Below are 22,853 nucleotides of genomic sequence, written 5' to 3'. Positions count from 1 at the left end.
GAGAACCGCGTGGAGCCCGACCAGAACCGCGTGGAGCCGAAGGAGAACCCGCCACCCATGCCCGAGCAGCCCGGCATCGACGCCTACGCGGCCTACCTCCCGGCGTACGTGCTCGCCGACAACCGACTCGACGCGACCGACCCGCCCCGCCGCGGCGGCCCGGCCCGGGGCGTCGCCGCGTTCGACGAGGACACCGTCACGATGGCCGTCGAGGCGCTGCGCCCCGTCGCCGCCGCCAGCCCGTCCGGCGGGCAACTGCTGTTCGCCACCACCAACGCCCCGTACGAGGCGAAGACGTCCGCCGGCGTGGTGCACGAGGCCCTCGGGCTCGACCCGGGGATCGGCGCGGTCGACCTGCGCGGACACCGCAGCGGCGCCACCGCCCTCGACCTCGTCGTCCGGGCCGGCGCGACCGCCGCCCTGGCCGACCTGCGCACCACCCGCCCCGGCGCGCCCGACGAGCTGGCCCAGGGCGACGCCGCCGTCGGCCTCGTCGGCGGCGGCCACGCCGCCGCCGTGCTCCTGGCCCGCGCCGGCCGCACCGCCGAGGTCCTGGAACGCTGGCGGCTGCCCGGGGAACGGCACGACCGGGTCTGGGACGAGCGGTTCACCGCCGAGGTCCTCGCCGCCGCCGGCCTCGCCTCGGCCCGCCGTGCCCTGGCCGAGGCGTCCCTCGACGCCGTCGACACCGTCGTCGTGTCGTCGTCGAACCCCCGCGCGGCGGCGGCGCTGCGCCGGGCGCTGGGCGGCGACGGCCGGGACGCGACGATCGAGCGGGCCACCGGCTTCACCGGCGCCGCCCACCCCGGGCTGCTGCTCGCCGCCGCGCTCGACGAGGCCCGCCCCGGCCAGACGATCCTGTTGCTGTCGGCCACCGAGGGCGCCGACGCGTTCGTCCTCCGCGTCGGCGACGGGGTACGCGCGGCGCGCGGCGGCCCGTCCGTGCGCGACCAGCTCGCCGCGCGGCAGCCCCTCGGCTACGGCCGCTACCTGCGCTGGCGCGGGCTGCTCGACGTGCAGGGCCCGGCGCGGCCGGCGGCACCCGCCCCGGCGGCCCCGCCGATGCACCGCCGTGCCGGCTGGAAGTACCGCCTGGAGGGCAGCCGCTGCGGCGCCTGCGGCGCGGTCACCACGCCGCCCGGCCGGGTCTGCGCCGCCTGCGGCATCGCCGGAGCGCCCGACGCGACCGGGAAGGTGTCGCTGCGCGAGCGCACCGCCCGGGTCGTGTCGGTGACCCGCGACCACCTGACCACCATGCCGGAGCCGGAGGTCGCGGTCGTCGTCGCCGACGTCGACGGCGGCGGCCGGCTCAGCGCGTACGCGACCGACGTCGCGCCCGCCGACGTCACGGTGGGCATGGCGATGACGCCGACCTTCCGGCGGCTGTGGACCACCGACGCGATCCACAACTACTTCTGGAAGCTCCGCCCGGCACCCCAGGACGCCCCGCCCGGAAAGGACACCACCGATGGCCAGTAGGCGCACGGTCAACGACGTCGCGATCGTCGCGATGGGCTGCACCCCGTTCCGCGACCACTGGCACGCCTCGGCCGACGACCTGCTCGTCGACGCGGTGCGGGAGTGCGTCGGGTCGCTGCCCGCCGTCACCCTCGACGACGTCGACGCGTTCTGGGTCGGCACGCAGGGCTCGGGCCTGTCCGGGCAGACCCTCGCCCGGCCGCTGCGGCTGACCGGCAAGCCCGTCACCCGCGTCGAGAACTACTGCGCCACCGGCTCCGAGGCGTTCCGCAACGCCGCCTACGCCGTCGCGTCCGGGGCGTACGACATGGTCATGGCGACCGGGGTGGAGAAGCTGAAGGACTCCTCCTACTCGGGGCTGTCCGCCGTCTACCCGCCCGCCGACGGCACCGACGTCGACTGGACCGCGCCCGGCGGGTTCTCCCTGCTCGTCCCCGCCTACCAGCGGGCGTACGGGGTGGACGCGCGCGGCATGCGCGACGCCCTGACCCGGGTCGCCGTGAAGAACCACGCCAACGGCGCGCGCAACGAGCGCGCCCAGTTCCGCAAGGCGGTGACCGCCGAGACGGTGGAGAACTCCCCGCGCGTGGCCGGCCCGCTGGGCGTCATGGACTGCTCGGGCGTCTCCGACGGGGCCGCCGCCGCGATCCTCGTGCGCGCCGAGGACGCCCACCGCTACACCGACCGGCCCGTCTACCTGCGGGGGATGGGCTTCGTCGCCGGGTCGGGGGCCGGGCTGGCCACCGACGGCTACGACTTCACCACCTTCCCGGAGGTGGTCGCGGCGGCCCGGCAGGCCTACGAGCAGGCCGGCGTCACGGACCCGGCCACGCAGATCTCCCTGGCCGAGGTGCACGACTGTTTCACACCGACGGAGGTGGTGCTCATGGAGGACCTCGGGTTCTCGGAACGCGGCAAGGCCTGGCGCGACATCCTCGACGGCCGCTACGACCTCGACGGGGCGCTGCCGGTCAACACCGACGGCGGCCTCAAGTCGTTCGGCCACCCGATCGGCGCGACCGGGCTGCGGATGATGTTCGAGTGCTTCACGCAGCTGCGCGGCGAGGCCGGCAGCCGGCAGGTGCCCGACGCCCGGCTGGCGGTCGCGCAGAACCTCGGCGGGCAGCCCGGCTCCTCCGTCGCGTTCGTGGCGGTCCTGGGGAACGAGCGATGAGCGCCCGGGTCACCCTCGACGGCCGGGTCGTCGTCGTCACCGGGGCCGGCAACGGCATCGGCCGGGCCCACGCCCTCAGCCTCGCCGAGCGGGGCGCGGCGGTCGTCGTCAACGACCTCGGCGGCGCGGTCGACGGGTCGGGCTCCTCCGGCGCGGCCGAGCAGGTCGTCGCCGAGATCCGCGCGGCCGGCGGCACCGCCGTCGCCTCGACCGACTCGGTGGCGACCGCCGAGGGCGGCGCGAGCCTCGTGCGCCGCGCCGTCGACGCGTACGGCCGCCTCGACGCGGTCATCCACAACGCCGGCATCCTGCGGGACCGGACGCTGGCCAAGATGGGCGACGACGACGTCGCCGCCGTGCTCGACGTGCACCTCGCCGGGGCGTTCCACGTGCTGCGTCCCGCCTGGCCGCACCTGGTCGAGCGCGGCTACGGCCGCATCGTGCTGACCAGCTCGTCGTCCGGGCTGTTCGGCAACTTCGGCCAGGCCAACTACGGGGCGGCGAAGGCCGGGCTGGTGGGCCTGATGAACGTCCTCGCGCTGGAGGGCGCCCGGCACGGCATCCTGGTCAACGCGATCGCGCCCACGGCGGCGACCCGGATGACCGAGAACCTCCTCGGCGACCTGGCCGACCGGTTCGACCCGCGGCACGTCGCGGCCGTGGCGACGTACCTCGCCTCCGAGCGGTGCCGGATCAACCGGCACATCCTCACCGTCGGCGGCGGCCGGGTCGGCCGGATCTTCCTCGGCGTCACCCCCGGCTGGTACGGCGGGCCCGAGCCGGCCACCCCCGACGACATCGACGGGTCCATCGACGACATCTGCCGGCTCGACGACTTCGTCGTGCCCGACAGCGGCGCCGACGAGGTCACGCTGATCCAGCGGGTCCTGGCCGGCCCGCCCGGACCGGCCGCCTGAGCCGCGCGGACAACCCAGAAAGCGAGTCACCATGCCGGTCAGCGAAGTGCACCACGTGGCCATCACCGTCTCCGACGTCGACCGGGCCGCGGACTTCTACGAGCGGGCCCTCGGCTACCGCAGGACGCTGCGCACCGATGTCGGCGGCCCCGGGATCGAGGTGTCGCTGGGCCTGCCCGCCGGCACCACCGGGAAGGTCCAGTACCTGCAGGGGCCCAGCCGCGTCGGCCAGCTCGAACTCATCGAGTGGAACGGCGCCACCACCCGGACGGCGACCGGCGGCCACCTGGAGCTGGGGCCCTTCCTGCTCAGCTTCGAGGTGCCGCTCGACGAGATCCACGAGCTGCACCAGCGGCTCGTCGAGCTGGGCGCCGACTGCCTGACCACCCCCAACCGGGTGCTGCTGGAGAACTACGGCCACATCACCGCGTTCGCGGCCCGCGACCTCGACGGCAACCTGCTGGAGTTCGTGTCGCTGCCGTCCCGGGAGGAGATCCTGGCCCGGCGGCGCGAGGGCGGCGGCAACTGATGGCCGCCAGCAACGTCACCGAGCACCTGCGCCGGCAGGCGCTGCGCCGCGCCGACCGGGAGGCCCTCGTCGACGGGGACCGCCGGTTCACGTACGCCGCGCTCGACGCGGACGTCGACCGGCACGCGGCGGCGCTGCTGGCCGCCGGCATCACCGCCGACGATCTGGTCGGCGTGCTCGGGCGCAACACCGCCACCTACGTCATCGAGCTGCTCGCGCTCAGCCGCATCGGCGCGATCTCGGTGCCCCTGAACTGGCGGCTGCACGTCAACGAGCAGGCCTACGTCCTCGACCAGGCCGGCGTCACCGGCCTGCTCTACGACGACGACTTCGCCGACGACGCCGCCCGGCTGGCGACCGCGACCGGGCTGCGGACCCTCGTCGCCAACGGCGAACGGGTCGTCGGCGGCGCGCGGCGGCTGGCCGACCTGCTCGCCGGGCAGCCGGCCGGCGTGCGGGTCGCCGACGCCGAGAAGGGCCCCGCCGACGTGCACCGGCTGCTCTACACCTCGGGCACCACGGCCCGGCCCAAGGGGGTCGTGCACACCTACGGCAACCTCGCCGCGAACCACCTCGCGCAGGTCCTCGAACTGGAGCTGACCGCCGCCGACCGGATCCTGGTCTCCGCGCCGCTGTTCCACGTCAGCGGGCTGGAGGCGCCGGGCCTGGCGACGTTCGTGGCGGGCGCGACGATGGTGCTCACGCCGACGTTCAAGGCGGCGGACATCGCCCGCATCGCCGCCGAGGAACGCATCACCGGCATGGTGCTGGCCGCGCAGATCCTCTTCGGCGTGCTGGACCTGCCCGACCCGCCGGACCTCGCCGCGCTGCGCTACCTGCTCTTCGCCGGGGTCGCGCCGGGCGTGCGCCGGGAGGTAAAGCGCCGCCTGCCGCACGTGCGCCTCGTCGACACCTTCGGCATGACCGAGCTGTGCAACGGCGTCTGCTACCTGGACGCCGCGCACGAGGAGGCGAAGCTGGGCGCGCTCGGCGCGCCGTTCCCCGGCGTGCAGATCCGGATCGTCGACGAGCACTTCCGGCCCGTCGCCCCCGGGGTGGCGGGGGAGATCGTCGTACGCGGCGAGAAGGTCTCGCCCGGCTACTGGAACGACGACGAGGCCAACCGGCGGACCCGCCGCGACGGCTGGTTCCTCACCGGCGACGTCGGGCGGATCGACGCCGACGGCTACCTGTGGTTCGTCGACCGCCGCGCCGACCTGATCAAGTCCGGTGGGGAGAACATCGCCAGCGCCGAGATCGAACGGGTCCTCGCCCGGCACCCCGACGTCGCCGAGGTCGCCGTCGTCGGCGTCCCCGACCCGCAGTGGGACGAGGTGCCGAAGGCGTTCGTCGTCCTGCGCGACGGCGCGGCCACCGCCGCCGAGGACCTGCGCGGGCACTGCCGGGCCGAACTGGCCCGGTACAAGGTCCCGAAGTACGTCGAGGTCGTCGCCGCGCTGCCGCGCAACGACTCCGGCAAGGTCCTCAAGACGCTGCTGCGCCAGGGCGGCACCGGGACGCCACCACCGGTGCACAGCTCCCCGCGCCCGGCGGTGGCCGGGTGAGCACCGCCAACATCGCCGCGATGCTGGCCGGCAACGCCCGGCGCTTCGCCGACGTCGACGCGCTCGTCTTCGAGGGCCGCCGGTGGACCCACCGGCAGCTCGACGCCGATGTCAACGCCCTGGCCGCGGGCCTGTCGGCCGAGGGGGTACGCCGGGACAGCCGGGTGGCGATCGTGGCGAACAACGTGCCGGAGTTCCTCATCCTGTCCCTGGCGCTGGCGAAGCTCGGCGCGGTCTTCGTGCCGTTGAACTACCGGCTCACGGCGGGAGAGCTGGCGCGGCTGCTCGCGCACGCCCGGGTCCAGGCGGTCGCGACCGTCCCGGAGTTCGCGGCCCTGACCGAAGCCGCCCTGACCGAAGCCGGGCTGGCGGAGGCCGCGCCGGCCGCCGATGGTCCCGGCCCGGGGGGCGTGCGCCGCCTCGCCCTCGAACCGATCGGCGACGGCTGGCTCGACCTGCGGGCGCTGATCGACGCCCACCGGGGGGCCCGGGTCGCCGACGCCGACCTGGACGACGCCGCCCTGCAGCGGATCGTCTACACCTCCGGCACGACCAGCCTGCCCAAGGGCGTCCTGCTCACCCACGGCAACGTGAACATGAACATGCACGCCCAGATCGTGGAGCTGGGGCTGCGCCCCGGCGACCGGATCCTCAACTTCGCCCCGCTCTACCACGTCGGCGGCACCGACCTGCCCGGCTACGGCATCTGGCACGTCGGCGGCACGATGGTGCTGCTGCGGCGCTTCGAGCCGGCGGCCGTGCTGCGGGCGATCGAGGCGGAACGGATCACCGGCATGGTGATGGCGGCGACGATGCTCGACATGCTCCGCCGCGCGACGGGCGTCGCGGCCGACCTGTCGTCGGTGCGCTGGGTCATCTACTCGCAGGTGACGTCGGCGCTGTTCGCCGTGGCGCGGGAGCTGTTCGGCAACGCGCGCCTGATCGAGGGCTACGGCCTCACCGAGACGTGCAGCGGGCTGACCTACCTCGACGCCGCCCACCAGGAGGCCAAGCAGGGCTCGGTCGGCCTGCCGGTGCCGTGGGTGCAGGTGCGGGTGGTCGACCCGGACGGCCGCGACGTGCCGGTCGGCGAGGACGGCGAGGTGGTGGCGCGGGGGCCGAAGGTGAGCCCCGGCTACCTCGACGACCCGGAGGCGACGCGGGCCGCGTTCCGCGACGGCTGGTTCCACACCGGCGACGTCGGCTGCCTCGACGCCGACGGCTACCTCTACATCCGCGACCGGCTCAAGGACATGATCCGCAGCGGCGGGGAGAACATCGCCAGCGCCGAGATCGAGAACGTGCTCGCCGGGCACCCGCTCGTGCTCGCCGCGTCGGTGGTGGGTGCGCCGCACCCCGTGTGGGTGGAGGTGCCGGTGGCGTTCGTCGTCGGCCGGCCGGGGCTTCGGGCCGAGGACCTGATCGCGTACGCCCGGCAGCGGCTCGGCCGGTTCAAGGTGCCGAAGGAGGTCTACCTGGTGGCGGAGCTGCCGACGAACCCGTCGGGGAAGGTGCTCAAGCGGACCCTGCGCCAGCTGCGCGCCGACCTGCGCCCCGACTGGGCGTACGCCGAGTCCGGGCGCGGCTGACGCGCCGCCCGCCGACGCCTACCGGTTGGCGCCGGTCACGTGGCGCAGCAGGGCGAGGGTGTGCATCAGGGAGAAGCGTCGGGTGCCCCGGCCGAGGTCGTCCCACGGCTTGCGCCACGGCATGCGCGGCGCAAGCGTCCACGCGTCGGCGCCGTCGCCGGCCAGGTCCCGGACCCGGTCGACCTCACCCCGGTGGAAGGCCGACAGCTCGTCGGCGCGCGCCGCCACGTCCCGGTAGGGGAACTGGTGGGCGGGGCAGGCGACGGTCGCGCCGAGGTCGCGGATGCGCGCCAGGGAACGGAGCAGGTCGCCGGCCGGGTCGTCGTCGGGCCGGCTCACGATCGCGAGCTGGGTCGGCCCCTCGGCCATCATCGTGTCGCCGGTGAAGACCAGGCCGCGGGCGTCGAAGTAGACCGTGTGCCCGTAGGTGTGCCCGGGGGCGGGCACGGCGTGGATGGTCACGTCGCCGAAGCGGAACTCGGTGTCGGCGTCGAGGGCGACGTCGAGCCGCAGCGTCTCGTGGTGCTCGGCGACCGCGACGGCGTCGGCGTACATGCCGTCGACGACGTCGGCCGGCGCGCCGGTGAGGTCGAGGGCGGCGCGGAGCTGGGCGAGGAAGGTGCCGCGGGTGCGATGCGCGGTGGCGAAGTCGTCGGCGCGTCCCATGACGATCCGCGCCCCGGAGACCTCCCGCAGGCGGGCGGCGAAGCCGACGTGGTCGGGGTGGTTGTGGGTGAGGAGGACGGTCGTGATGGCCTCGACCCGGTGGCCGAGCGACTCGACCGACCGTTGGAACGACGCCCAGCAGGTCGGGTGGTCGTAGCCGGCGTCGACGAGGACCGGGCCGTCGCCGGTGTCGACCAGGTAGACGGTGACGTAGCGCAGGGCGCTGCCGTGCAGGGGGATCGGGATGCCCCAGACGCCGTCGGCGACCTGGACGGGGGCCGGCACCTGGCGGGCGCGGTAGCTGGCGGCGTGTGCGTCGCTCACGGGTATGGACATCGTCGGACGGCTCCCTTACTGTGTGACAACAACATACCGGATGGTCGGAATTTAATTCAAGGAGTCCGATGAGCGAGGAGCGGACGGGGTTTCGGCTGTGGGCCGTCGCCGAACCGGACCTGTGCGCGATCGTGACCGCCGACGATCGGCGGATCTCCTACGGCGAGCTGTTCGCCGAGGTGAACCGGATCTCGCACGGCCTGCGTACCCGGGCGGGCCTCCAGGCCGGCGACACGGTCGCGGCGGTCATGACGAACAGCGCCGGCATGGTGGCGCTGTATCTCGCGGCGATGCAGTCGGGGCTCTACCTCGTGACGCTCAACTACCACCTCACCGCGCCCGAGGTCGGCTACATCCTCGCCGACAGCGGCGCGAAGGTGGTCGTCGGCTCCGCCCGCGTCGAGGACGTGGTGGTCGCCGCCGCCGGGGCCACCCCCGACATCGACGTGTTCGTCGACGGCACCCCCCGCACGGGCCGGGCCCGGCCGCTGTCGGCGCTCACCGGGGGCATGCCCGACACGAGCCCGCAGGACACGCCGGCCGGCTCCCTGATGATGTACACCTCGGGCACCACCGGCCGCCCGAAGGGCGTCAAGCGGCCGCTCAGCGGCGTCGACGCCGACACCGGGGCGCTGACGTACGTCTGGCTGTTCAAGGAGTTCGGGATGGAACGCCCCGCGTTCGCGTCCTGGTTGGTCTCCGCGCCGATGTACCACTCGGCCAACATCACCCCGGCCATGGGCGCGCTGCACGCCGGCGGCACCCTGGTCCTGATGGACGGCTGGACGCCGGAGGGCTTCCTGCGGCGGGTCCAGGACCAGCGGGTCACCGGCACCAGCATGGTGCCGACGCACTTCTACCGGCTGCTGCAACTGCCCGCCGACGTGCGCGACGCCTACGACGTCTCCACGCTGCGCTACGTGCTGCACGGCGCGGCGCCCTGCCCCCGCGAGGTCAAGCAGCGCATCCTCGACTGGTTCGGCCCCGTCGTCTACGAGTACTACGGCTCGACCGAGGTCGGCACCACCATCGCGCGCCCCCACGAGTGGCTCGCCCACCCCGGCACGGTCGGCCGCCCGGCCTCGATCTCCACGCTGAAGATCCTCGACGAGCTGGGCAACGAGGTGCCCGTCGGGCAGACCGGCATCGTCTACATGCGCCAGGGCGACGACCGGGTCGAATACCACAACGACCCCGGCAAGACCGACGGCGCGCGCCGCGACGGCCTGATGACCGTCTGGGACGTCGGCCACGTCGACGCCGACGGTTTCCTCTACGTCACCGGCCGCGCGGCCGAGCTGATCCTCGTCGGCGGCGTCAACGTCTACCCGGCCGAGATCGAGGCGGCGCTGCTCGAACACGACTGGGTCGTCGACGCCGGCGTGGTCGGCGTGCCCGACGAGGAGTTCGGCGAGGTGCCGCAGGCGCACGTCGTGCTGGCCGACACCGCGCCCGACGCCGACGCGGCCGTGGCGCGGCTGCGCGACCACCTCGCGCAGCGGCTGGCCAAGCCGAAGCGCCCGGTGTCGTACGTCGTGCGCGACGCGCTGCCGCGCGACCCGAACGGCAAGCTCTACAAGGCCCGGCTCACGCGCTCCGAGGAGCTCTCCGCGTGAGCGGCATCGACGACGACCCGCTGGGAGGTGGGCATGGACTTCGCTGACAGCGGCACCGACCTGGCGTTCCGGCGCGAGGTCGGCGACTGGCTCGACAAGGCGCTGGCCGACGTGCCCGACCAGGAGGAGCTGTCGCAGGACGAGCGCGAGCACTGGTCGCGGGTGTGGCAGGACCGGCTGTGCACCGGCGGCTGGGCCGGCCTGTCGTGGCCGACCGCGCACGGCGGCCGGGGCATGGACTCGCTGGCGCAGGCCATCTTCAACGAGGAGGCCGCCGTGCGCGGCGCGCCGTACCCGCTCAACGGGGTCGGCATGATGCTGGCCGGGCCCACGATCATCGCCCACGGCACCGACGAGCAGCAGGCCCGGCACCTGCCCGGGATCCTGCGCGGCGAGACGTACTGGTGCCAGGGCTTCAGCGAGCCCGGCTCCGGCTCCGACCTGGCGAGCCTGCGTACGGCCGCGACCCGGGTCGACGGCGGGTGGCGCGTCAACGGCGCGAAGATCTGGACGTCCAACGCGCACAACGCGTCGAAGTGCCTGCTGCTGGCGCGCACCGACCCCGACGCGCCGAAGCACCGGGGCATCACCTACTTCCTCGCCCCGATGGACGCCTTCACCGTCCGGTCGCTGGAGATGATCAACGGGGACACCGAGTTCAACGAGATGTTCCTCGACGACGTCTTCGTGCCCGACTCCGACGTGCTCGGCGGCGTCGGCAACGGCTGGACCGTCGCGCTCACCACGCTGGCGTTCGAGCGCGGCAGCATGGCGCTGAACCTGTGGGTGTGGGCCCGCCAGGCGGTGGACCGCGTCGTCGACCTCGCGGTCGCGCGCGGGATGGCCGACGACGGCGCGTTCCTCGACACCGTGGGCGCGCTGCACTGCGACGCCGAGGCGGTCCGGATCGGGTCGATGCGCATGCTCGGCGAGAGCCGGGCCGGCGGCGTGCCGGGCCCGGAGACGTCGGCGCTCAAGAGCCTGTGGGCGCAGGTGGTGCAGAACGCCAACCGCCTCGCCGTGCAGCTCGACGAGGCCGGCGGCGTGCTGCTCGACGGTGACGGGGCCGCCGCCCGGATGCGCCGCTACCTGCGTGCCCGCGCCCACACCATCGAGGGCGGCACGGAGGAAGTCCAGAAGTCGATCCTCGCGGAGCGGGTGCTGAACCTGCCCCGCTCGCGCTGAGCGGAGTGGCCACATGCGAGCAACCTTCACCCCGGAGCAGCGGGAGATCGGCGACACCGTCGCGGCCCTCGCGGCGGGGGAGAAAGTCCGGGCCCGCGACGCCCTGACGGGCCCGTGGCGCGCCCCGGCCTGCGACGGCCTGCTGCTGGGCGACTTCGGCCTCCTCGGGGTGCCCGAGGCCGCCGGCGGCGTCGGGTCGCACCTGATCGACCTGCTGGTCGCCGTCGAGGCGCTCGGCGAGCGGCTCGTGCCGAGCCGGTTCCCGGCGCACGCGGCGGCCGTCCAGCTGCTCTGCGGCGGCGACCGGCCCGACCCGCTGCCCGACGAGGTGCTCTCCGGCGGCCGGGTGCTCACCTGCGCGGTCGACGTGCCGGGCGGCTCCGGCTGGGCGGCCGCGGTGTCGCCCGATCCGCTGGTGCGGACCCTGGTGCCGTACGCGGCACAGGCCGACGGCCTCGCCGTCCTGGGCCCCGACGGGGTCTGGACCGCCGAGGCGGCCGGGGTCGCCGCGCGCGATTCCGTCGACCCGTCGGTGCCGCTGTCGGACGTCACCGTGACCGCGCCGGGGCGGGTGTCGCCCGCCGGTGCGGGCGTGCGGCGCGCCGCGCTGGTGGTGGCCGCCGAGCTGTGCGGGGTCGCGCAGGGCGCGATCGACCTGGCCGCCGAGCAGGCCCGCACCCGCCGGCAGTTCGGGCGGGTGATCGGCTCGTTCCAGGGGGTCGCGTTCCAGCTCGCGGAGGCCGCCACGGCGCGCAAGGCCGCGTGGGACCTGACCCTGTACGCCGCCTGGGCGGTCGACACCGGCCGCCCCGACGCCGGGATCCAGGTGCACGCGGCGAAGGCCGCGGCCGGGCGCGCGGCGGTCTTCGCCGCCGAGCGGTGCATCCAGGTGCACGGCGGGATGGGCATCACGATGGAGGCGGACCCGCACCTGTTCCTGCGCCGGGCGCTCGTGCTCGACGCCCGGTTCGGGCGCGGCTCGTGGCACCGCCGTCGCGCCGGCGAGCTGCGGGTCGGCGCGCGCGCCGGCGCGCCGCCCGGCCGCACAGCAGCGGCCTGACCTGCGTAACCCTTGCAGGCCATCTACCACGGCAGTAACATACCGGCTGGTCGGAATAAACGAGGAGAGGCCGTGAAGTTCGGAATCATGAACCTGTTTCCGGTGAGCGATGGCACATCGGACCACCAGGTGCTGCGGGAGACCCTCGACGAGATCCAGCTGGCCGACGAGCTCGGCTTCGACTCGATCTGGCTGGCCGAGCACCACTTCTCCAAGTACGGCATCCTCGGCAGCCCGGTGAACTTCGGCATGGCCGTCGCCGAGCGGACCCGGCGGATCACCATCGGCACCGCCGTCCTCGTGCTGCCGCTGCACCACCCGCTGCGCCTGGCCGAGGACATCGCCGCCCTCGACGTGCTCAGCGGCGGCCGGGTCCGCATCGGCGTCGGCCGCGGCTACCAGCCCGCCGAGTTCGCCGGCTTCGGCATCCCCCTCGAGGAGTCCAAGCAGCGCTACCAGGAGACCCTGGAGATCCTGCGGCTGGCGCTGTCGCAGGAGAACTTCTCCTACCACGGCCAGATCTTCCACTACGACAACGTCACGACCTACCCGCGCCCGCACACCCCCGGCGGCCCGCCGATCCTGCAGGGCACCGTCTCCCCGGACAGCTTCCGCGAGCGCGGCGCGGTCGGCGAGTCGATCATCACCTCCCCGAACTTCACGCCGTTGGGCATCATGCAGAAGAACTTCAGCCTCTACCGGCAGAGCATGCGGGAGAACGGGTTCGACATCGCCGACTACGAACTGCCGTTCATGCAGCAGGTCTGGTGCGGCGAGGGCGAGGAGGGCCTGCGGGAGGCCGCCCTGGCCGCGATGAACTACTACAAGTCGGTCGGCAAGGTCATCCCCGGCTCGGAGGAGGCCATCGAGCAGGAACGCTCCTACTACGCGGCCGTCGCGAAGAACATCGAGCTGTTGACCCTGGAGCAGACGCTGACCCACGGCGGCAACTTCGGCTCGGCGCAGCGGGTCATCGAGACCATCGAGATGCTGCGCGAACAGCTCGGCATCAACCACTACATCGGCTGGCTGCGGATCCCGTCGCTGGACCGCCGGGCCGCGCTGCGGTCGATGGAGGAGTTCGCCGAGAAGGTCATCCCGCACTTCCGCGCCCAGGAGAAGGCCGACGCCGCCCCGGTCGCCCCGCCCGTCACCGAGGCGGTCGTCGGGTGAGGATCAGCTGCTTCCTCAGCGCCCAGTTCGACCCGTCGGCCTCCGCCGTCGACGGCATCGACGGCGTGCTCGCCCAGGCCGCCGCCGCCGAGGCGGCCGGCTTCCACGCCGTCTACCTCGGCCACCACTACCTGGCCCGGTCGGCGTTCGTCCAGCCGATCCCGCTCGCCGGGTACCTCGCCCGCGCCACCTCGCGGGTCCGCATCGGCTTCGGGGTGCTGCTCGCGCCGCTGCTGAACCCGGTCGCGCTCGCCGAGGACCTCGCGTCCCTCGACGTGCTCTCGCGCGGCCGGCTGACCGTCGGCGTCGGCGCCGGCTACCGCAAGCGGGAGACCGCCGCCTTCGGCGTCGCCTGGGACGACCGGCTGCGCCGCCTGCGCGAGTACGTGCCGACGCTGCGGTCGCTGTGGAACGGCGAGACCGTCGATCTCGCCGGCAGCTGGGGCGAGGTCCCCGGCGCGTCCCTGGCGCTGCGCCCGGTGCAGCCCGGCGGCCCGCCGCTGTGGATCGGCGCGTTCGCCGAGCCCGCGATCCGCCGGGCCGCCCGGCTGGACGCCCCGTGGCTCATCGGCCCCAAGGGCAACGACGCCGAGCTGGCCCGCCTGCTCGGCATCTACCGCGCCGACCTCGCCGAGCGCGGCTTCGCCCTCGACCGGGAGTACCCGATGACCCGCGAGGCGTACCTCGGCGACAGCTACGCCGGCGCCGTCGCCGCCGTCCGTCCCCACCTGCAGCGCCAGTACGCGGGCTACAAGTCGTGGGACGACGCCCAGTCCCTCGACCTCGACCGCTACCTCGCCGAGGACTGCCTCGTCGGGTCGGCCGACGAGATCGTCGACAAGCTGCGCCGCTGGGAGACCGACCTCGGCATCACGGAGGTCTCCCTGCGCCACCAGTTCGTCGGCGCCGGCCAGGACGAGGCGATGGAGCAGCTCGCCCGCTTCGGCGCGGAGGTCATCGCGCGCGTCGACACCGCACCGACCGGACGGGAGGCGTCCCGATGAGCGCCGGCAACCTCGCCCGCATCCTCGACCGGCGCTGCGCCGACCGCCCCGACGTGCCCGGCCTGTACGGCGAGGACGGCCGGTCGTGGACGTTCGACCAGATCGACCTGCTCGCCGGCGGGGTCGCCGCCGCGCTGCGCGCCGAGGGCGTCGGCCCCGGCGACCGCGTCGCCTGCTACCTGACCAACGGCCCGGAGATCGTCTTCTTCCTCTTCGGCGCGTGGAAGATCGGCGCGGTCCCGGTCACCGTCAGCAGCCTCTACAACGCCGCCGAACTGGCCGAGTCGGTCGCGAAGACCGACCCGCGCCTGCTGCTCGTCGACGACCGCCGCCCGGACGTGGTCGCCGAGTTCCTCGCCGCCGCCGGGGACGCGCCGCCGGTGCGTAGCGTCGCGGAGCCGCTCGCCGGGGCGTCGGCGCTGCCGTGGCGGCACGAGGCGCGGGTGCCGACGGTCGACGTCGCGCCCGAGGCCGAGGCGTGCATCCTGTTCACCGGCGGCACCACCACCGGGCGGCCGAAGGCGGTCAGCGTCACCCACGGCGGGACCCGCGAGTCGCTCGGACGGCTGGCCCGGGTCAGCACCGGCACCGACGCCGAGGGCACCGCCGCGCCCGACGCCGCCCCCAACCTCATCGCCCTGCCGCTGTTCCACAGCGGCGGCCAGCACTCGCTGCTGTTCGCGTACTTCGTCGGGCGGGCCGCCGTGGTCTGGGAACGCTTCGGCGTCGACCGGCTCGCCGACCTGATGGACCGGTTCGCGTTCGACAACCTCTTCCTGCTGCCCACGATGGTCTTCGACATCGTGCACGCCGAGCGGGACCTGCCGTTTCACGGGGTCAAGTCCGTCCTCGTGGCCGGGCAGGCGATCTCGTGGCCGGTGCGGCGCGCCTTCGAGGAGCGCTACCGGGTGCCGATCCTGGTCAACTACGGCTCGACCGAGGCCGGGCACATCGCCGGCTGGACCGGCCGGGACATGAAGGCCGGCCGGTGGAAGCCCGGTTCGGCCGGCCGGGTCTACCCGGGCGTGGAGCTGGAGATCCGCGACGACGCGGGCGAGGCCCTGCCCACCGGCTCGTCGGGCGAGGTGGTCGTCCGGTCCGCGCTGACCCGGGGGTACGTCGACGACGCCGAGGCGTCCCGTGACCTGGTCCGCGACGGCTGGGTGCACACCGGCGACATCGGCTACGTCGACGCCGACGGCGTCCTGTTCCTCGTCGGCCGCAAGCGCGACATGATCAAGTGCGGCGGTTTCCAGGTGTGGCCCGAGGAGATCGAGGACGTGCTGCGCGAGCACCCGCTCGTGCGCGACGTGCGGGTGCTCGGCCGCCCCGACGACCGGCTGGGCGAGATCCCCGTGGCGCTCGTCGTGCGGGAGGCCGACGACGCGGTCACCGACGCCGACCTCGCCGACGCCGTCGTCGCGTACGCCCGGGACCGCCTCGCCCACTTCAAGACCCCCCGGCGGGTCGAGTTCGTGCCCGCCCTGGAACGCAGCACCACCGGCAAGACCAGCCGCGCGGCGGCACCCGTGTCGCAGGGAGGGGGAAGCTGATGAGGTTCGGCATCATGGCGTCGCACCAGTACCCGCACGGCGACGACCTGCGCAGACACCTGGACGACCTGTTCGGCACCGTCGAGCTGGCCGCCGAGCTGGGCTACGACTCGGTGTGGACGATCAACCACTTCCAGTCCAACCTGGCCACGCCCCAGCCGATCTCGATGCTGGCCAGCCTGATCCCGCGCTCCGGCGACATGCTGCTCGGCACCGGCATCCTGCTGCTGCCGATGTTCCACCCGGTGCACGTCGCCGAGGAGTTCGCCACCCTCGACCACCTCTCCGGCGGGCGGGTGGTCCTCGGCGTCGGCGCCGGCTACCGCGACAACGAGTTCGCCGCGTTCGGCATCGACCCGGAGACCCGGTTCCGCCGCTTCGACGAGAGCCTGCGGCTCATCCGGGCCCTGTGGACCGGGCAGCCCGTCACCCACGAGGGCGAGTTCTACCCGCAGACCGACGCCACGATCGGGGTGCGCCCGCTGACCCCGGGCGGCCCGCCGATCTGGATCGGCGCGGGCGGCAAGAAGGCCGTCCGCCGGGCGGCCCGCCTCGGCGACGCCTGGTACGCGCCGGGCAACTCCCCGAGCCGCCGCTTCCTGCCCGAGCACCTGGCCGTCTACAACGAGGCCCTGGCCGAGTATGGCCGCGACCCGGCGACCGTGCAGCGGCCCGTCGGCGTCGAGCTGTACTGCGCGCCGACCACCGAGCGGGCCGTCGAGGAGGCGCTGCCCCACGCCCGCGTCGAGTACTCGACGTACGCCGAGTACCCGGCGCTGCGCTGGCAGCGGGACCGGTTCGACGAGCTGGTGCGCAACACCCTGCTGCTGGGCTCCCCGGAGTTCCTCGTCGAACGGATCTCCGCCCTGCGCGACCTGGGCTTCGACCACCTGATCTTCCGCCCCGGGTGGCTGGGCATGCCCACCGAGAAGCTGCGCGCCTCGCTGCGGCTGTTCGCCACCGAAGTGATCCCCGCCTTCCGCACCCCCGCCACCTAAGGAACCGCCGTGAAGAAGACCGAAGCCGAGCTTCTGGAACACCAGTGGGACGTCGAGAACATGGAGGTCGACCCCGAGGTCCTCGCGAAGTACGTCCGCTACGACGTCGACGAACAGCGGTCCGTCGCGACCATCACCTTCGACCGTCCCGAGCGGCTCAACGCGATCCCCGTCGCCGCGTTCGAGCGGGTCGGCGACCTGGTGCGGGAGGCCGAGACCGACGACCGGGTCAAGGTCATCGTGTTCAAGGGCGAGGGCGAGCACTTCGGCACCGGCGCGGACGCCGCCGAGCTGGGCCACTACATCGGCTACCGGACCGGCACCGACAAGGCGTCGCGGCGGCGGCCGGCGCAGCGGCAGCGCATCCTGCCCGACCGCAACGTGCTCAGCTCCGGCTTCACCCGCCCGATCATCGAGTCGCTGAAGGCGACCATCTGCCAGGTGCAGGGCTACTGCTACGGCGGCCACTTCCAGATCGCGCTGTCGGCCGACATCGTCATCGCCTCCCCGGACGCCCGGTTCACCCACCCGGCGTTCCGCTACCTCGGCCCCGCCCCGCAGGACATGTACCACTGGATCGAGAAGGTCGGCCTGACGACGATGAAGGACGTCATGCTGACCATGCGGGCCATCGGCGCCGAGGAGGGCGAGCGCAAGGGCCTGGTCACCAAGGTCGTCGAGCGCGACGAGCTGCAGAAGTGGGTCGACGACTACGCCGACGCGATCGCGGTCATGCCGCTGGACTCGCTGATGATGGGCAAGTCGATGATGCAGGTGGTCATGGAGGCCCGGGGTAAGGGTCTGGGCGCGATGACCGGCTGGGTCGGGCACGGCTGGGCCACCAACGTCAGCTTCGACGAGGGCGACTGGAACTTCCTCAAGGAGCGCCGCGAGAAGGGCATCGCCCAGGCGCTGGCCGACCGGGACCGGCTGGTCGCGCCCTACTTCCGGCTCAGCGACACCCGGTCCCGGGAAGAGTAGGCGCGCGGCGTGAAGTTCGGCATCCTCCTCGACCACCAGTACGCCCCCGGCGACGACCTGGGCCGGCGCATCGGCGAGACCGTCGAGTACGTCCAGCACGTCCGCGACCTGGGCTACGACTCGGTGTTCGGCATCCACCACTACCTGTCGTCGCTGAGCACGCCGCAGCCGCTGCCGCTGCTGAGCCGGCTCGTGGACCACTCCGGGACCATGCAGCTCGGCACCGGCATCCTCATCCTGCCGCTGGGCCACCCGGTGCACTGGGCCGAGGAGATCGCGACCATCGACCAGATGTCCGGCGGCCGGTTCGTGCTGGGCATCGGCTCCGGCTACCGCGACGTCGAGTTCGCGTCGTTCGGCATCGACCGGCGCACCCGCGTGTCGCGGATGAACGAGGCCCTCGCGGTGATGCAGCGGCTGTGGATGGGGGAGACGGTCCACCACGAGGGCAAGCACTTCGCCCTCGACGGCGTACGCTGCAGCGTCCTGCCCGTGCAGCGCCCGCACCCGCCGGTGTGGGTCGGCGCGAACGGCCCGACGGGCATCGCCCGGATCGCCCGGCAGGGCCTGCCGTGGCTGGCCCCGTCGAACGTGCGCCGCAACTGGGCCGTCGGCAACCTGGCCGACTACCGGGAGCAGCGCCGGGCGGCCGGCTTCGACGAGGACGGCGCGGTGTTCCCGATCCACCGCGACCTGTGCGTCGCGGACTCGGCGGAGGCCGCCTTCGCGGTGGCCGGCGACGCGGTGCGCCGCTCCTACGGCGAGTACGTCCAGTACGGCATGGACTTCTTCGAGTCGCAGTGGGACGCGATCAAGGAGAAGGCGCTGTTCTTCGGCTCGCCCGACGACATCGCCGCGAAGATCCGCGACTTCGCCGACGCCGGCTACAACCACTTCGTCTTCCGCGCCCAGTGGCTCGGCCTGCCCATCGAGCGGTCCATCGAGATCGTCGAGCGGTTCGCCCGCGAGGTCATGCCGAGGTTCCGCCCATGAGGATCGGGCACGTGATCGTCCCCGCCGGGGACCTGGACGCCCAGCTCGCCTTCTACACCACCCTCGGCCTGACGGTGCGGTTCCGCGACGGCGACCGGTACGCCGCCGTCACCGACGGCACCGTCACCGTCGGCCTCGCCGACGCCACCCAGCAGCCCGTCGCCGGGCGGACCCTGCTCAGCGTGCAGGTCGACGACCTGGACGCCTGCCTGGCCGGGCTGGTGGCGGCCGGCGCCACGGCCGGGGCCCCGCAGGCCGGCCCGCACGAGCGGCGGGCGGTGGTCGTCGACCCCTGCGGCAACCCGCTCGTCGTCTACGAAAGGAACCCGGCATGACCGTCAGCGACGCGCTTCGCGGCCGTACCGTCGCCGTGCTCGGCGGCACCGGCCCGCAGGGGCGCGGCCTCGCCCGCCGCTTCGCCGCGGCCGGGCTCGACGTGGTGCTCGGCTCGCGGGACGCCGCGCGCGCGGAGAGCACCGCCGCGGCCCTGCCCGGCCGGGTCCGGGGCACGGCGAACGCCGACGCGGCGGCGGCCGGCGACATCGTCGTGGTGGCCGTGCCGTGGGACGGCCACGCCGAGCTGCTCACCGAGCTGGCCCCGGCGCTGGCCGGGAAGGTCGTGGTCGACTGCGTCAACCCGCTGGGCTTCGACCGGCAGGGCGCGTACGCCCTCCCCGTCGCCGAGGGCTCGGCGGCCCAGCAGGCGGCGGCCATCCTCACCGGGTCGACCGTGGTCGGCGCGTTCCACCACGTCTCCGCCGTGCTCCTGGAGGATCCCGACCTCGACACGGTCGACACCGACGTGCTCGTGCTCGGCGACGACCGCGCGGCCACCGACCTCGTCCAGGACCTCGCCGCCGTCATCCCCGGGGTGCGTGGCGTCTACGGCGGGCGGCTGCGCAACGCCCACCAGGTGGAGGCGTTCACCGCCAACCTCATCTCGGTCAACCGCCGTTACAAGGCGCACGCCGGCCTGCGCGTCACCGACGTGTGAGCCCGCGGCACCGGCTCAGCCGGCCGGCCTCGCCGGGCGGTTCGCCCGCACGCTCCACCGTCCCTCGACGCGGGTGAGCCGGACGGGATGGTCGAAGCACTTGCTGACCTGGTCGCTGGTGAGGACCTCGTCGGCGGGCCCCGACGCCAGGCAGCGCCCGTCCCGCAGCAGCAGCACGTGGGTCGTCCCCGGGGGAAGCTCCTCCAGGTGGTGGGTGACCAGGACGGACGCGAGCCGCGGGTAGGTGTGGTGCAGCGTGTCGAGGCGCTCGATGAGCTGTTCCCGGCCGGCGACGTCGAGACCGGTCGCGGGCTCGTCGAGCAGCAGCAGCCGCGGACTGGGCATCAGCGCGCGGGCGATGAGCGCACGGCCCCGCTCCCCCTGCGACAGGGTCGGCCACCGCGCGCCGTGGCGCTCGCCGAGGCCGAGCAGTCCGATCAGCCGGTCGGCCTGCGCGGCCTGCTCGGGTGTCGGCGCCCAGCGGGGAACGCGTTCGACGGTGTTGGTCAGCCCGGTCAACACGACGTCGTGCACCGTGAGGGGCGAGCGCAGGTCGTGCCGCGGGTCGACGTGGCCGACGTGGGACCGCAACTCGCGCATGTCGACCCGCCCCAGCCGGTGGCCCAGCACCTCGACGGTGCCCCGGGTGGGGTGCGTGACGGCACCGAGAAGGCCGAGCAGTGTGCTCTTGCCCGCCCCGTTGGGGCCGAGCAGCGCCCAGTGCTCGCCGGCGCGGACCGTCAGCGACACCTCGCTCAGGATCGGTCTGCCGTCCCGGACGACGGTCGCGCCCGTCACGCGTAGCACCGGGGGAGCGGTCACGAGGGGGCCCGCCTGCAGCGGCGGCCGAGATGACGAGGTCCGTGCGGCGGCACCCGGGTACGGTAACCCAGCCGCGCAGGGCGGCCGGCACCGACGTCCACGGTGACCGCCGTCGCCGGGATGCGCGCGGACCATTTTGCGGCGCGTCATGACGACTCACCGGAAAGCGCCCGTGAAGTGACAGTTGCGGGGCGGTGGGCAACCGCGGCCGACGGCATGTACGCATCGTCATCCGTCTATTACGATCGGTGCTCCGGCCGTCCGGTGGAACGGGGTCGTCGTGATTGCACCGCGCGCACCGGCATTCGCCGCCGCCGCCCCGCTGCGGGCCGTCGAGCTCGACGACGTCGCGGGCCGCCCCCAGGTCGTCGCGTGGGACCGCGCCACCGGGCAGCGTCGGGTGCTGACCCGGGCGCGGCACGGGGTGGACGCCTGCGACCTGGAGCCGGACGGCGGCCACGTCTGGTGGTTCGACGCCGACCCGGACGGCGTCGGTGCCTGGCGCCGCCAGCCGTTCGACGGCGGACCGGCCGCGCCCGCGCTGACCGGGCTGCCCCGCGGCCGGCCGTACGGCATCGCCTTCGACCACGCCGGCACGCTGGCGGTCGTCTGCGTCGGGCACGACGCGGAGTCCCGGTACCACCTCGGCCCGCCCGGCGGACCGGCCCGCCCGCTGGCGACCGTGGCCGGCTACGCGCCCCTGGTGGACCTGAGCCCCGACGGCACCCTGCTCGCCCTCGCCGGCCGACCGGACGGGCCGGCCGCGGTCACGGTGGTCCGCCGCACCGACGGCCACACCGAGGCCCTCGCCGGCGGCCCGCACCGCCGGGTGTGGGCCCTGGAGTTCCGCCCCGACCCGGCCGGCGACGCGGAGTTGCTGCTGGTCGTGGAGGCGGGCGGGCACTACACCGTCGGCACCTGGCGGCCGGGCCGGAACGTCCGGCTGCACGAGCGGTTGGCGTTCGACACGGAGATCACCGCGCACTGGCACGTCGACGGCCGACGGGTGCTGGTCCAACAGGACCGGGCGGGACGCAGCCGGCTGCTCCTGACCGACCTCGACGGCGGCGAGCCGGCCGTCCTGCCCACCCCGGCGGGGACCATCCTGGAGCTGGCCTGCGCCCCCGAGGGCACGATCCACTACGTGTGGAGCCGGGAGGCGACGCCGCCGCGCCGGCTCGTCGTCGACCCGGCCGCCGACCCCCGTCCGACGCCCGGCCCGCCCGCCGCGCCGGGCCGCCGCGAGGTGTGGACACCCCAGCCGTACGGCCGGATCCACAGCTTCCTGGCCACCCCGCCCGGCACCGGTCCGTGGCCGACGATCCTCCTGCTGCACGGCGGGCCGTTCCTGCACGACCGGGACAGCTACGACCCCCGGGTGGAACTGCTCACCGGGGCCGGCTACGCCGTCGTGCGCACCAACTACCGGGGATCCACCGGCTACGGCCCGCGCTGGCGGCACGACTTCGGCCACCGGGTCGGCCTGGCCCAGCTGGAGGACCTCGACGCCGTACGCCGGCACCTGGTCGACCTCGGCGTGGCGCAGCCGGGGCGGATCGGGCTGTGCGGCTACTCCTGGGGCGGCTACCTGGTGCTGCTCGCGCTGGGCGTCGCCCCCGACGACTGGGCGGTCGGGCTGGCGGTCTCCCCGGTGGCCGACTACGCGACCGCGCACCGCGCCACGCTGCCCGCCGTGCGCGAGGCGGACGAGGAACTCTTCGGCGGCACCCCCGCCGAGGTCCCCGACCGGTACCGGGCCGCCGACCCGATGACGTACCTGGACCGGGTGCGCGGCCCGCTGTTCGTCGCCGCCGCCACCGACGACGAGCGGTGCCCCGCCGAGGCCGTCGGCCGGTACGTGGCCGCGCTGCGGGACCGCGCGGTGCCGCACGAGGTGCTCTGGACCACCGGCGGCCACCACGGCGACGCCGCCGGACAGTCGGTCGTCTTCGCCGCCCTGCTCCGCTACGCCACCGCGGTGCTCCCCCCGTACGGGCCGCCCCCGGCGGCCCCCAGTCAGGACCACCGCGACCGGCGGGGTCCGAACCCCGACCGACCGGAGGGAGGTGAATGCAATGAAGCGACGCACTGTGCGGCACGACCCGATCAGCACGGGCGAGCGGGACCGCGGCGCCGTCATCGTCAAGATGCTCCTCGATCTTGACCGGGCGGTCCCGGCCGCGCGACCCCAGGTGACCGAGGCGCCGCCGGCCGGCAAG

General features: G+C 74.2%; 20 protein-coding genes. 18 read left to right on the top strand and 2 right to left on the bottom strand.

Features of this window, described 5'->3' with window-relative positions:
- Nucleotides 1-9: 9 nt before the first annotated feature.
- From ACVMYR_RS20600 to ACVMYR_RS20575, 6 genes are read left to right on the top strand one after another with little or no spacing between them, the layout of a single operon-like run.
- Entirely contained in the window at nt 10-1,479 is a 1,470-nt protein-coding gene (locus ACVMYR_RS20600; RefSeq protein WP_457122452.1) for a zinc ribbon domain-containing protein, read from the top strand.
- Nucleotides 1,469-2,653 carry an acetyl-CoA acetyltransferase gene (locus ACVMYR_RS20595; protein ID WP_043963089.1) on the top strand — a complete coding sequence of 395 codons (1,185 nt, stop codon included), beginning with the start codon at nt 1,469-1,471 and terminating at the stop codon, nt 2,651-2,653. The genes ACVMYR_RS20600 and ACVMYR_RS20595 overlap by 11 nt, the downstream gene beginning before the upstream one ends.
- A complete protein-coding gene (locus ACVMYR_RS20590) occupies nt 2,650-3,570 on the top strand; it encodes an SDR family NAD(P)-dependent oxidoreductase (RefSeq protein WP_396790240.1) in 921 nt (306 codons plus the stop codon). The genes ACVMYR_RS20595 and ACVMYR_RS20590 overlap by 4 nt, the downstream gene beginning before the upstream one ends.
- A gap of 31 nt (nt 3,571-3,601) precedes the next feature.
- Nucleotides 3,602-4,099 (top strand): VOC family protein, encoded by a 498-nt coding sequence (locus ACVMYR_RS20585; protein ID WP_077937428.1) that lies wholly within the window; start codon nt 3,602-3,604, stop codon nt 4,097-4,099.
- On the top strand, nt 4,099-5,664 hold the full coding sequence (locus tag ACVMYR_RS20580; RefSeq protein ID WP_457122451.1) for a class I adenylate-forming enzyme family protein: 1,566 nt from the start codon (nt 4,099-4,101) through the stop codon (nt 5,662-5,664). The genes ACVMYR_RS20585 and ACVMYR_RS20580 overlap by 1 nt, the downstream gene beginning before the upstream one ends.
- Entirely contained in the window at nt 5,661-7,253 is a 1,593-nt protein-coding gene (locus ACVMYR_RS20575; protein ID WP_457122450.1) for a class I adenylate-forming enzyme family protein, read from the top strand. The genes ACVMYR_RS20580 and ACVMYR_RS20575 overlap by 4 nt, the downstream gene beginning before the upstream one ends.
- Before the next feature lie 18 nt (nt 7,254-7,271).
- Here the strand turns inward: ACVMYR_RS20575 and ACVMYR_RS20570 are convergent, their stop codons facing one another.
- Nucleotides 7,272-8,255 carry an MBL fold metallo-hydrolase gene (locus ACVMYR_RS20570; RefSeq protein ID WP_077937431.1) on the bottom strand — a complete coding sequence of 328 codons (984 nt, stop codon included), beginning with the start codon at nt 8,253-8,255 and terminating at the stop codon, nt 7,272-7,274.
- 68 nt (nt 8,256-8,323) lie between these two features.
- Between ACVMYR_RS20570 and ACVMYR_RS20565 the strand changes: the two genes are divergently transcribed.
- From ACVMYR_RS20565 to npdG, 11 genes are all read left to right on the top strand, one after another.
- Nucleotides 8,324-9,871: an AMP-binding protein gene (locus tag ACVMYR_RS20565; protein WP_457122449.1), complete on the top strand. Its 1,548-nt coding sequence runs from the start codon at nt 8,324-8,326 to the stop codon at nt 9,869-9,871.
- A gap of 33 nt (nt 9,872-9,904) precedes the next feature.
- Nucleotides 9,905-11,056 carry an acyl-CoA dehydrogenase family protein gene (locus ACVMYR_RS20560; RefSeq protein ID WP_457122448.1) on the top strand — a complete coding sequence of 384 codons (1,152 nt, stop codon included), beginning with the start codon at nt 9,905-9,907 and terminating at the stop codon, nt 11,054-11,056.
- A gap of 13 nt (nt 11,057-11,069) precedes the next feature.
- Complete coding sequence (locus ACVMYR_RS20555; protein ID WP_457122447.1) at nt 11,070-12,116, top strand: acyl-CoA dehydrogenase family protein; 1,047 nt, start codon at nt 11,070-11,072, stop codon at nt 12,114-12,116.
- Nucleotides 12,117-12,203: 87 nt separating this feature from the next.
- Nucleotides 12,204-13,289 (top strand): LLM class flavin-dependent oxidoreductase, encoded by a 1,086-nt coding sequence (locus ACVMYR_RS20550; protein WP_396790289.1) that lies wholly within the window; start codon nt 12,204-12,206, stop codon nt 13,287-13,289.
- Nucleotides 13,286-14,293, top strand: coding sequence for an LLM class flavin-dependent oxidoreductase (locus ACVMYR_RS20545; RefSeq protein ID WP_158229411.1), 1,008 nt, complete (start codon nt 13,286-13,288; stop codon nt 14,291-14,293). The genes ACVMYR_RS20550 and ACVMYR_RS20545 overlap by 4 nt, the downstream gene beginning before the upstream one ends.
- Nucleotides 14,290-15,846, top strand: a complete 1,557-nt coding sequence (locus ACVMYR_RS20540; protein WP_396790227.1) for a class I adenylate-forming enzyme family protein — start codon at nt 14,290-14,292, stop codon at nt 15,844-15,846. The genes ACVMYR_RS20545 and ACVMYR_RS20540 overlap by 4 nt, the downstream gene beginning before the upstream one ends.
- Nucleotides 15,846-16,844 (top strand): LLM class flavin-dependent oxidoreductase, encoded by a 999-nt coding sequence (locus ACVMYR_RS20535; RefSeq protein ID WP_052503750.1) that lies wholly within the window; start codon nt 15,846-15,848, stop codon nt 16,842-16,844. Before ACVMYR_RS20540 ends, ACVMYR_RS20535 begins: the two co-directional genes overlap by 1 nt.
- Nucleotides 16,845-16,853: 9 nt before the next feature.
- Nucleotides 16,854-17,825, top strand: a complete 972-nt coding sequence (locus ACVMYR_RS20530) for an enoyl-CoA hydratase/isomerase family protein (RefSeq protein ID WP_077937438.1) — start codon at nt 16,854-16,856, stop codon at nt 17,823-17,825.
- A gap of 9 nt (nt 17,826-17,834) precedes the next feature.
- Complete coding sequence (locus tag ACVMYR_RS20525) at nt 17,835-18,818, top strand: LLM class flavin-dependent oxidoreductase (RefSeq protein ID WP_457122446.1); 984 nt, start codon at nt 17,835-17,837, stop codon at nt 18,816-18,818.
- The gene (locus ACVMYR_RS20520) at nt 18,815-19,153 is read left to right on the top strand and encodes a VOC family protein (RefSeq protein WP_077937440.1); all 339 of its coding nucleotides are present in this window, start codon (nt 18,815-18,817) and stop codon (nt 19,151-19,153) included. The genes ACVMYR_RS20525 and ACVMYR_RS20520 overlap by 4 nt, the downstream gene beginning before the upstream one ends.
- Entirely contained in the window at nt 19,150-19,812 is a 663-nt protein-coding gene (gene npdG, locus ACVMYR_RS20515) for an NADPH-dependent F420 reductase (protein ID WP_396790222.1), read from the top strand. Before ACVMYR_RS20520 ends, npdG begins: the two co-directional genes overlap by 4 nt.
- A gap of 15 nt (nt 19,813-19,827) precedes the next feature.
- On the opposite strand, the gene ACVMYR_RS20510 is transcribed toward npdG, so the two are convergent.
- Nucleotides 19,828-20,610, bottom strand: a complete 783-nt coding sequence (locus tag ACVMYR_RS20510) for an ABC transporter ATP-binding protein (RefSeq protein WP_396790220.1) — start codon at nt 20,608-20,610, stop codon at nt 19,828-19,830.
- Between the two features lie 304 nt (nt 20,611-20,914).
- Between ACVMYR_RS20510 and ACVMYR_RS20505 the strand changes: the two genes are divergently transcribed.
- Nucleotides 20,915-22,798 carry a S9 family peptidase gene (locus ACVMYR_RS20505; RefSeq protein WP_396790218.1) on the top strand — a complete coding sequence of 628 codons (1,884 nt, stop codon included), beginning with the start codon at nt 20,915-20,917 and terminating at the stop codon, nt 22,796-22,798.
- Nucleotides 22,799-22,853 lie beyond the last annotated feature (55 nt).

The sequence above is a fragment of the Micromonospora sp. PTRAS2 genome, assembly GCF_054052245.1.
The sequence above is the reverse complement of the archived record's forward strand: the minus strand, read 5'-3'. Positions and strand labels throughout refer to the sequence as shown.

Excerpts from the sequence above, each read along its gene's own strand:
- ACVMYR_RS20595 (WP_043963089.1), top strand. The coding sequence starts at position 1,469 with ATGGCCAGTAGGCGCACGGTCAACGACGTCGCGATCGTCGCGATGGGC.
- ACVMYR_RS20590 (WP_396790240.1), top strand. The coding sequence starts at position 2,650 with ATGAGCGCCCGGGTCACCCTCGACGGCCGGGTCGTCGTCGTCACCGGG.
- ACVMYR_RS20585 (WP_077937428.1), top strand. The coding sequence starts at position 3,602 with ATGCCGGTCAGCGAAGTGCACCACGTGGCCATCACCGTCTCCGACGTC.
- ACVMYR_RS20580 (WP_457122451.1), top strand. The coding sequence starts at position 4,099 with ATGGCCGCCAGCAACGTCACCGAGCACCTGCGCCGGCAGGCGCTGCGC.
- ACVMYR_RS20570 (WP_077937431.1), bottom strand. The coding sequence starts at position 8,255 with ATGTCCATACCCGTGAGCGACGCACACGCCGCCAGCTACCGCGCCCGC.
- ACVMYR_RS20565 (WP_457122449.1), top strand. The coding sequence starts at position 8,324 with ATGAGCGAGGAGCGGACGGGGTTTCGGCTGTGGGCCGTCGCCGAACCG.
- ACVMYR_RS20560 (WP_457122448.1), top strand. The coding sequence starts at position 9,905 with ATGGACTTCGCTGACAGCGGCACCGACCTGGCGTTCCGGCGCGAGGTC.
- ACVMYR_RS20555 (WP_457122447.1), top strand. The coding sequence starts at position 11,070 with ATGCGAGCAACCTTCACCCCGGAGCAGCGGGAGATCGGCGACACCGTC.
- ACVMYR_RS20550 (WP_396790289.1), top strand. The coding sequence starts at position 12,204 with ATGAACCTGTTTCCGGTGAGCGATGGCACATCGGACCACCAGGTGCTG.
- ACVMYR_RS20540 (WP_396790227.1), top strand. The coding sequence starts at position 14,290 with ATGAGCGCCGGCAACCTCGCCCGCATCCTCGACCGGCGCTGCGCCGAC.
- ACVMYR_RS20535 (WP_052503750.1), top strand. The coding sequence starts at position 15,846 with ATGAGGTTCGGCATCATGGCGTCGCACCAGTACCCGCACGGCGACGAC.
- ACVMYR_RS20520 (WP_077937440.1), top strand. The coding sequence starts at position 18,815 with ATGAGGATCGGGCACGTGATCGTCCCCGCCGGGGACCTGGACGCCCAG.
- npdG (WP_396790222.1), top strand. The coding sequence starts at position 19,150 with ATGACCGTCAGCGACGCGCTTCGCGGCCGTACCGTCGCCGTGCTCGGC.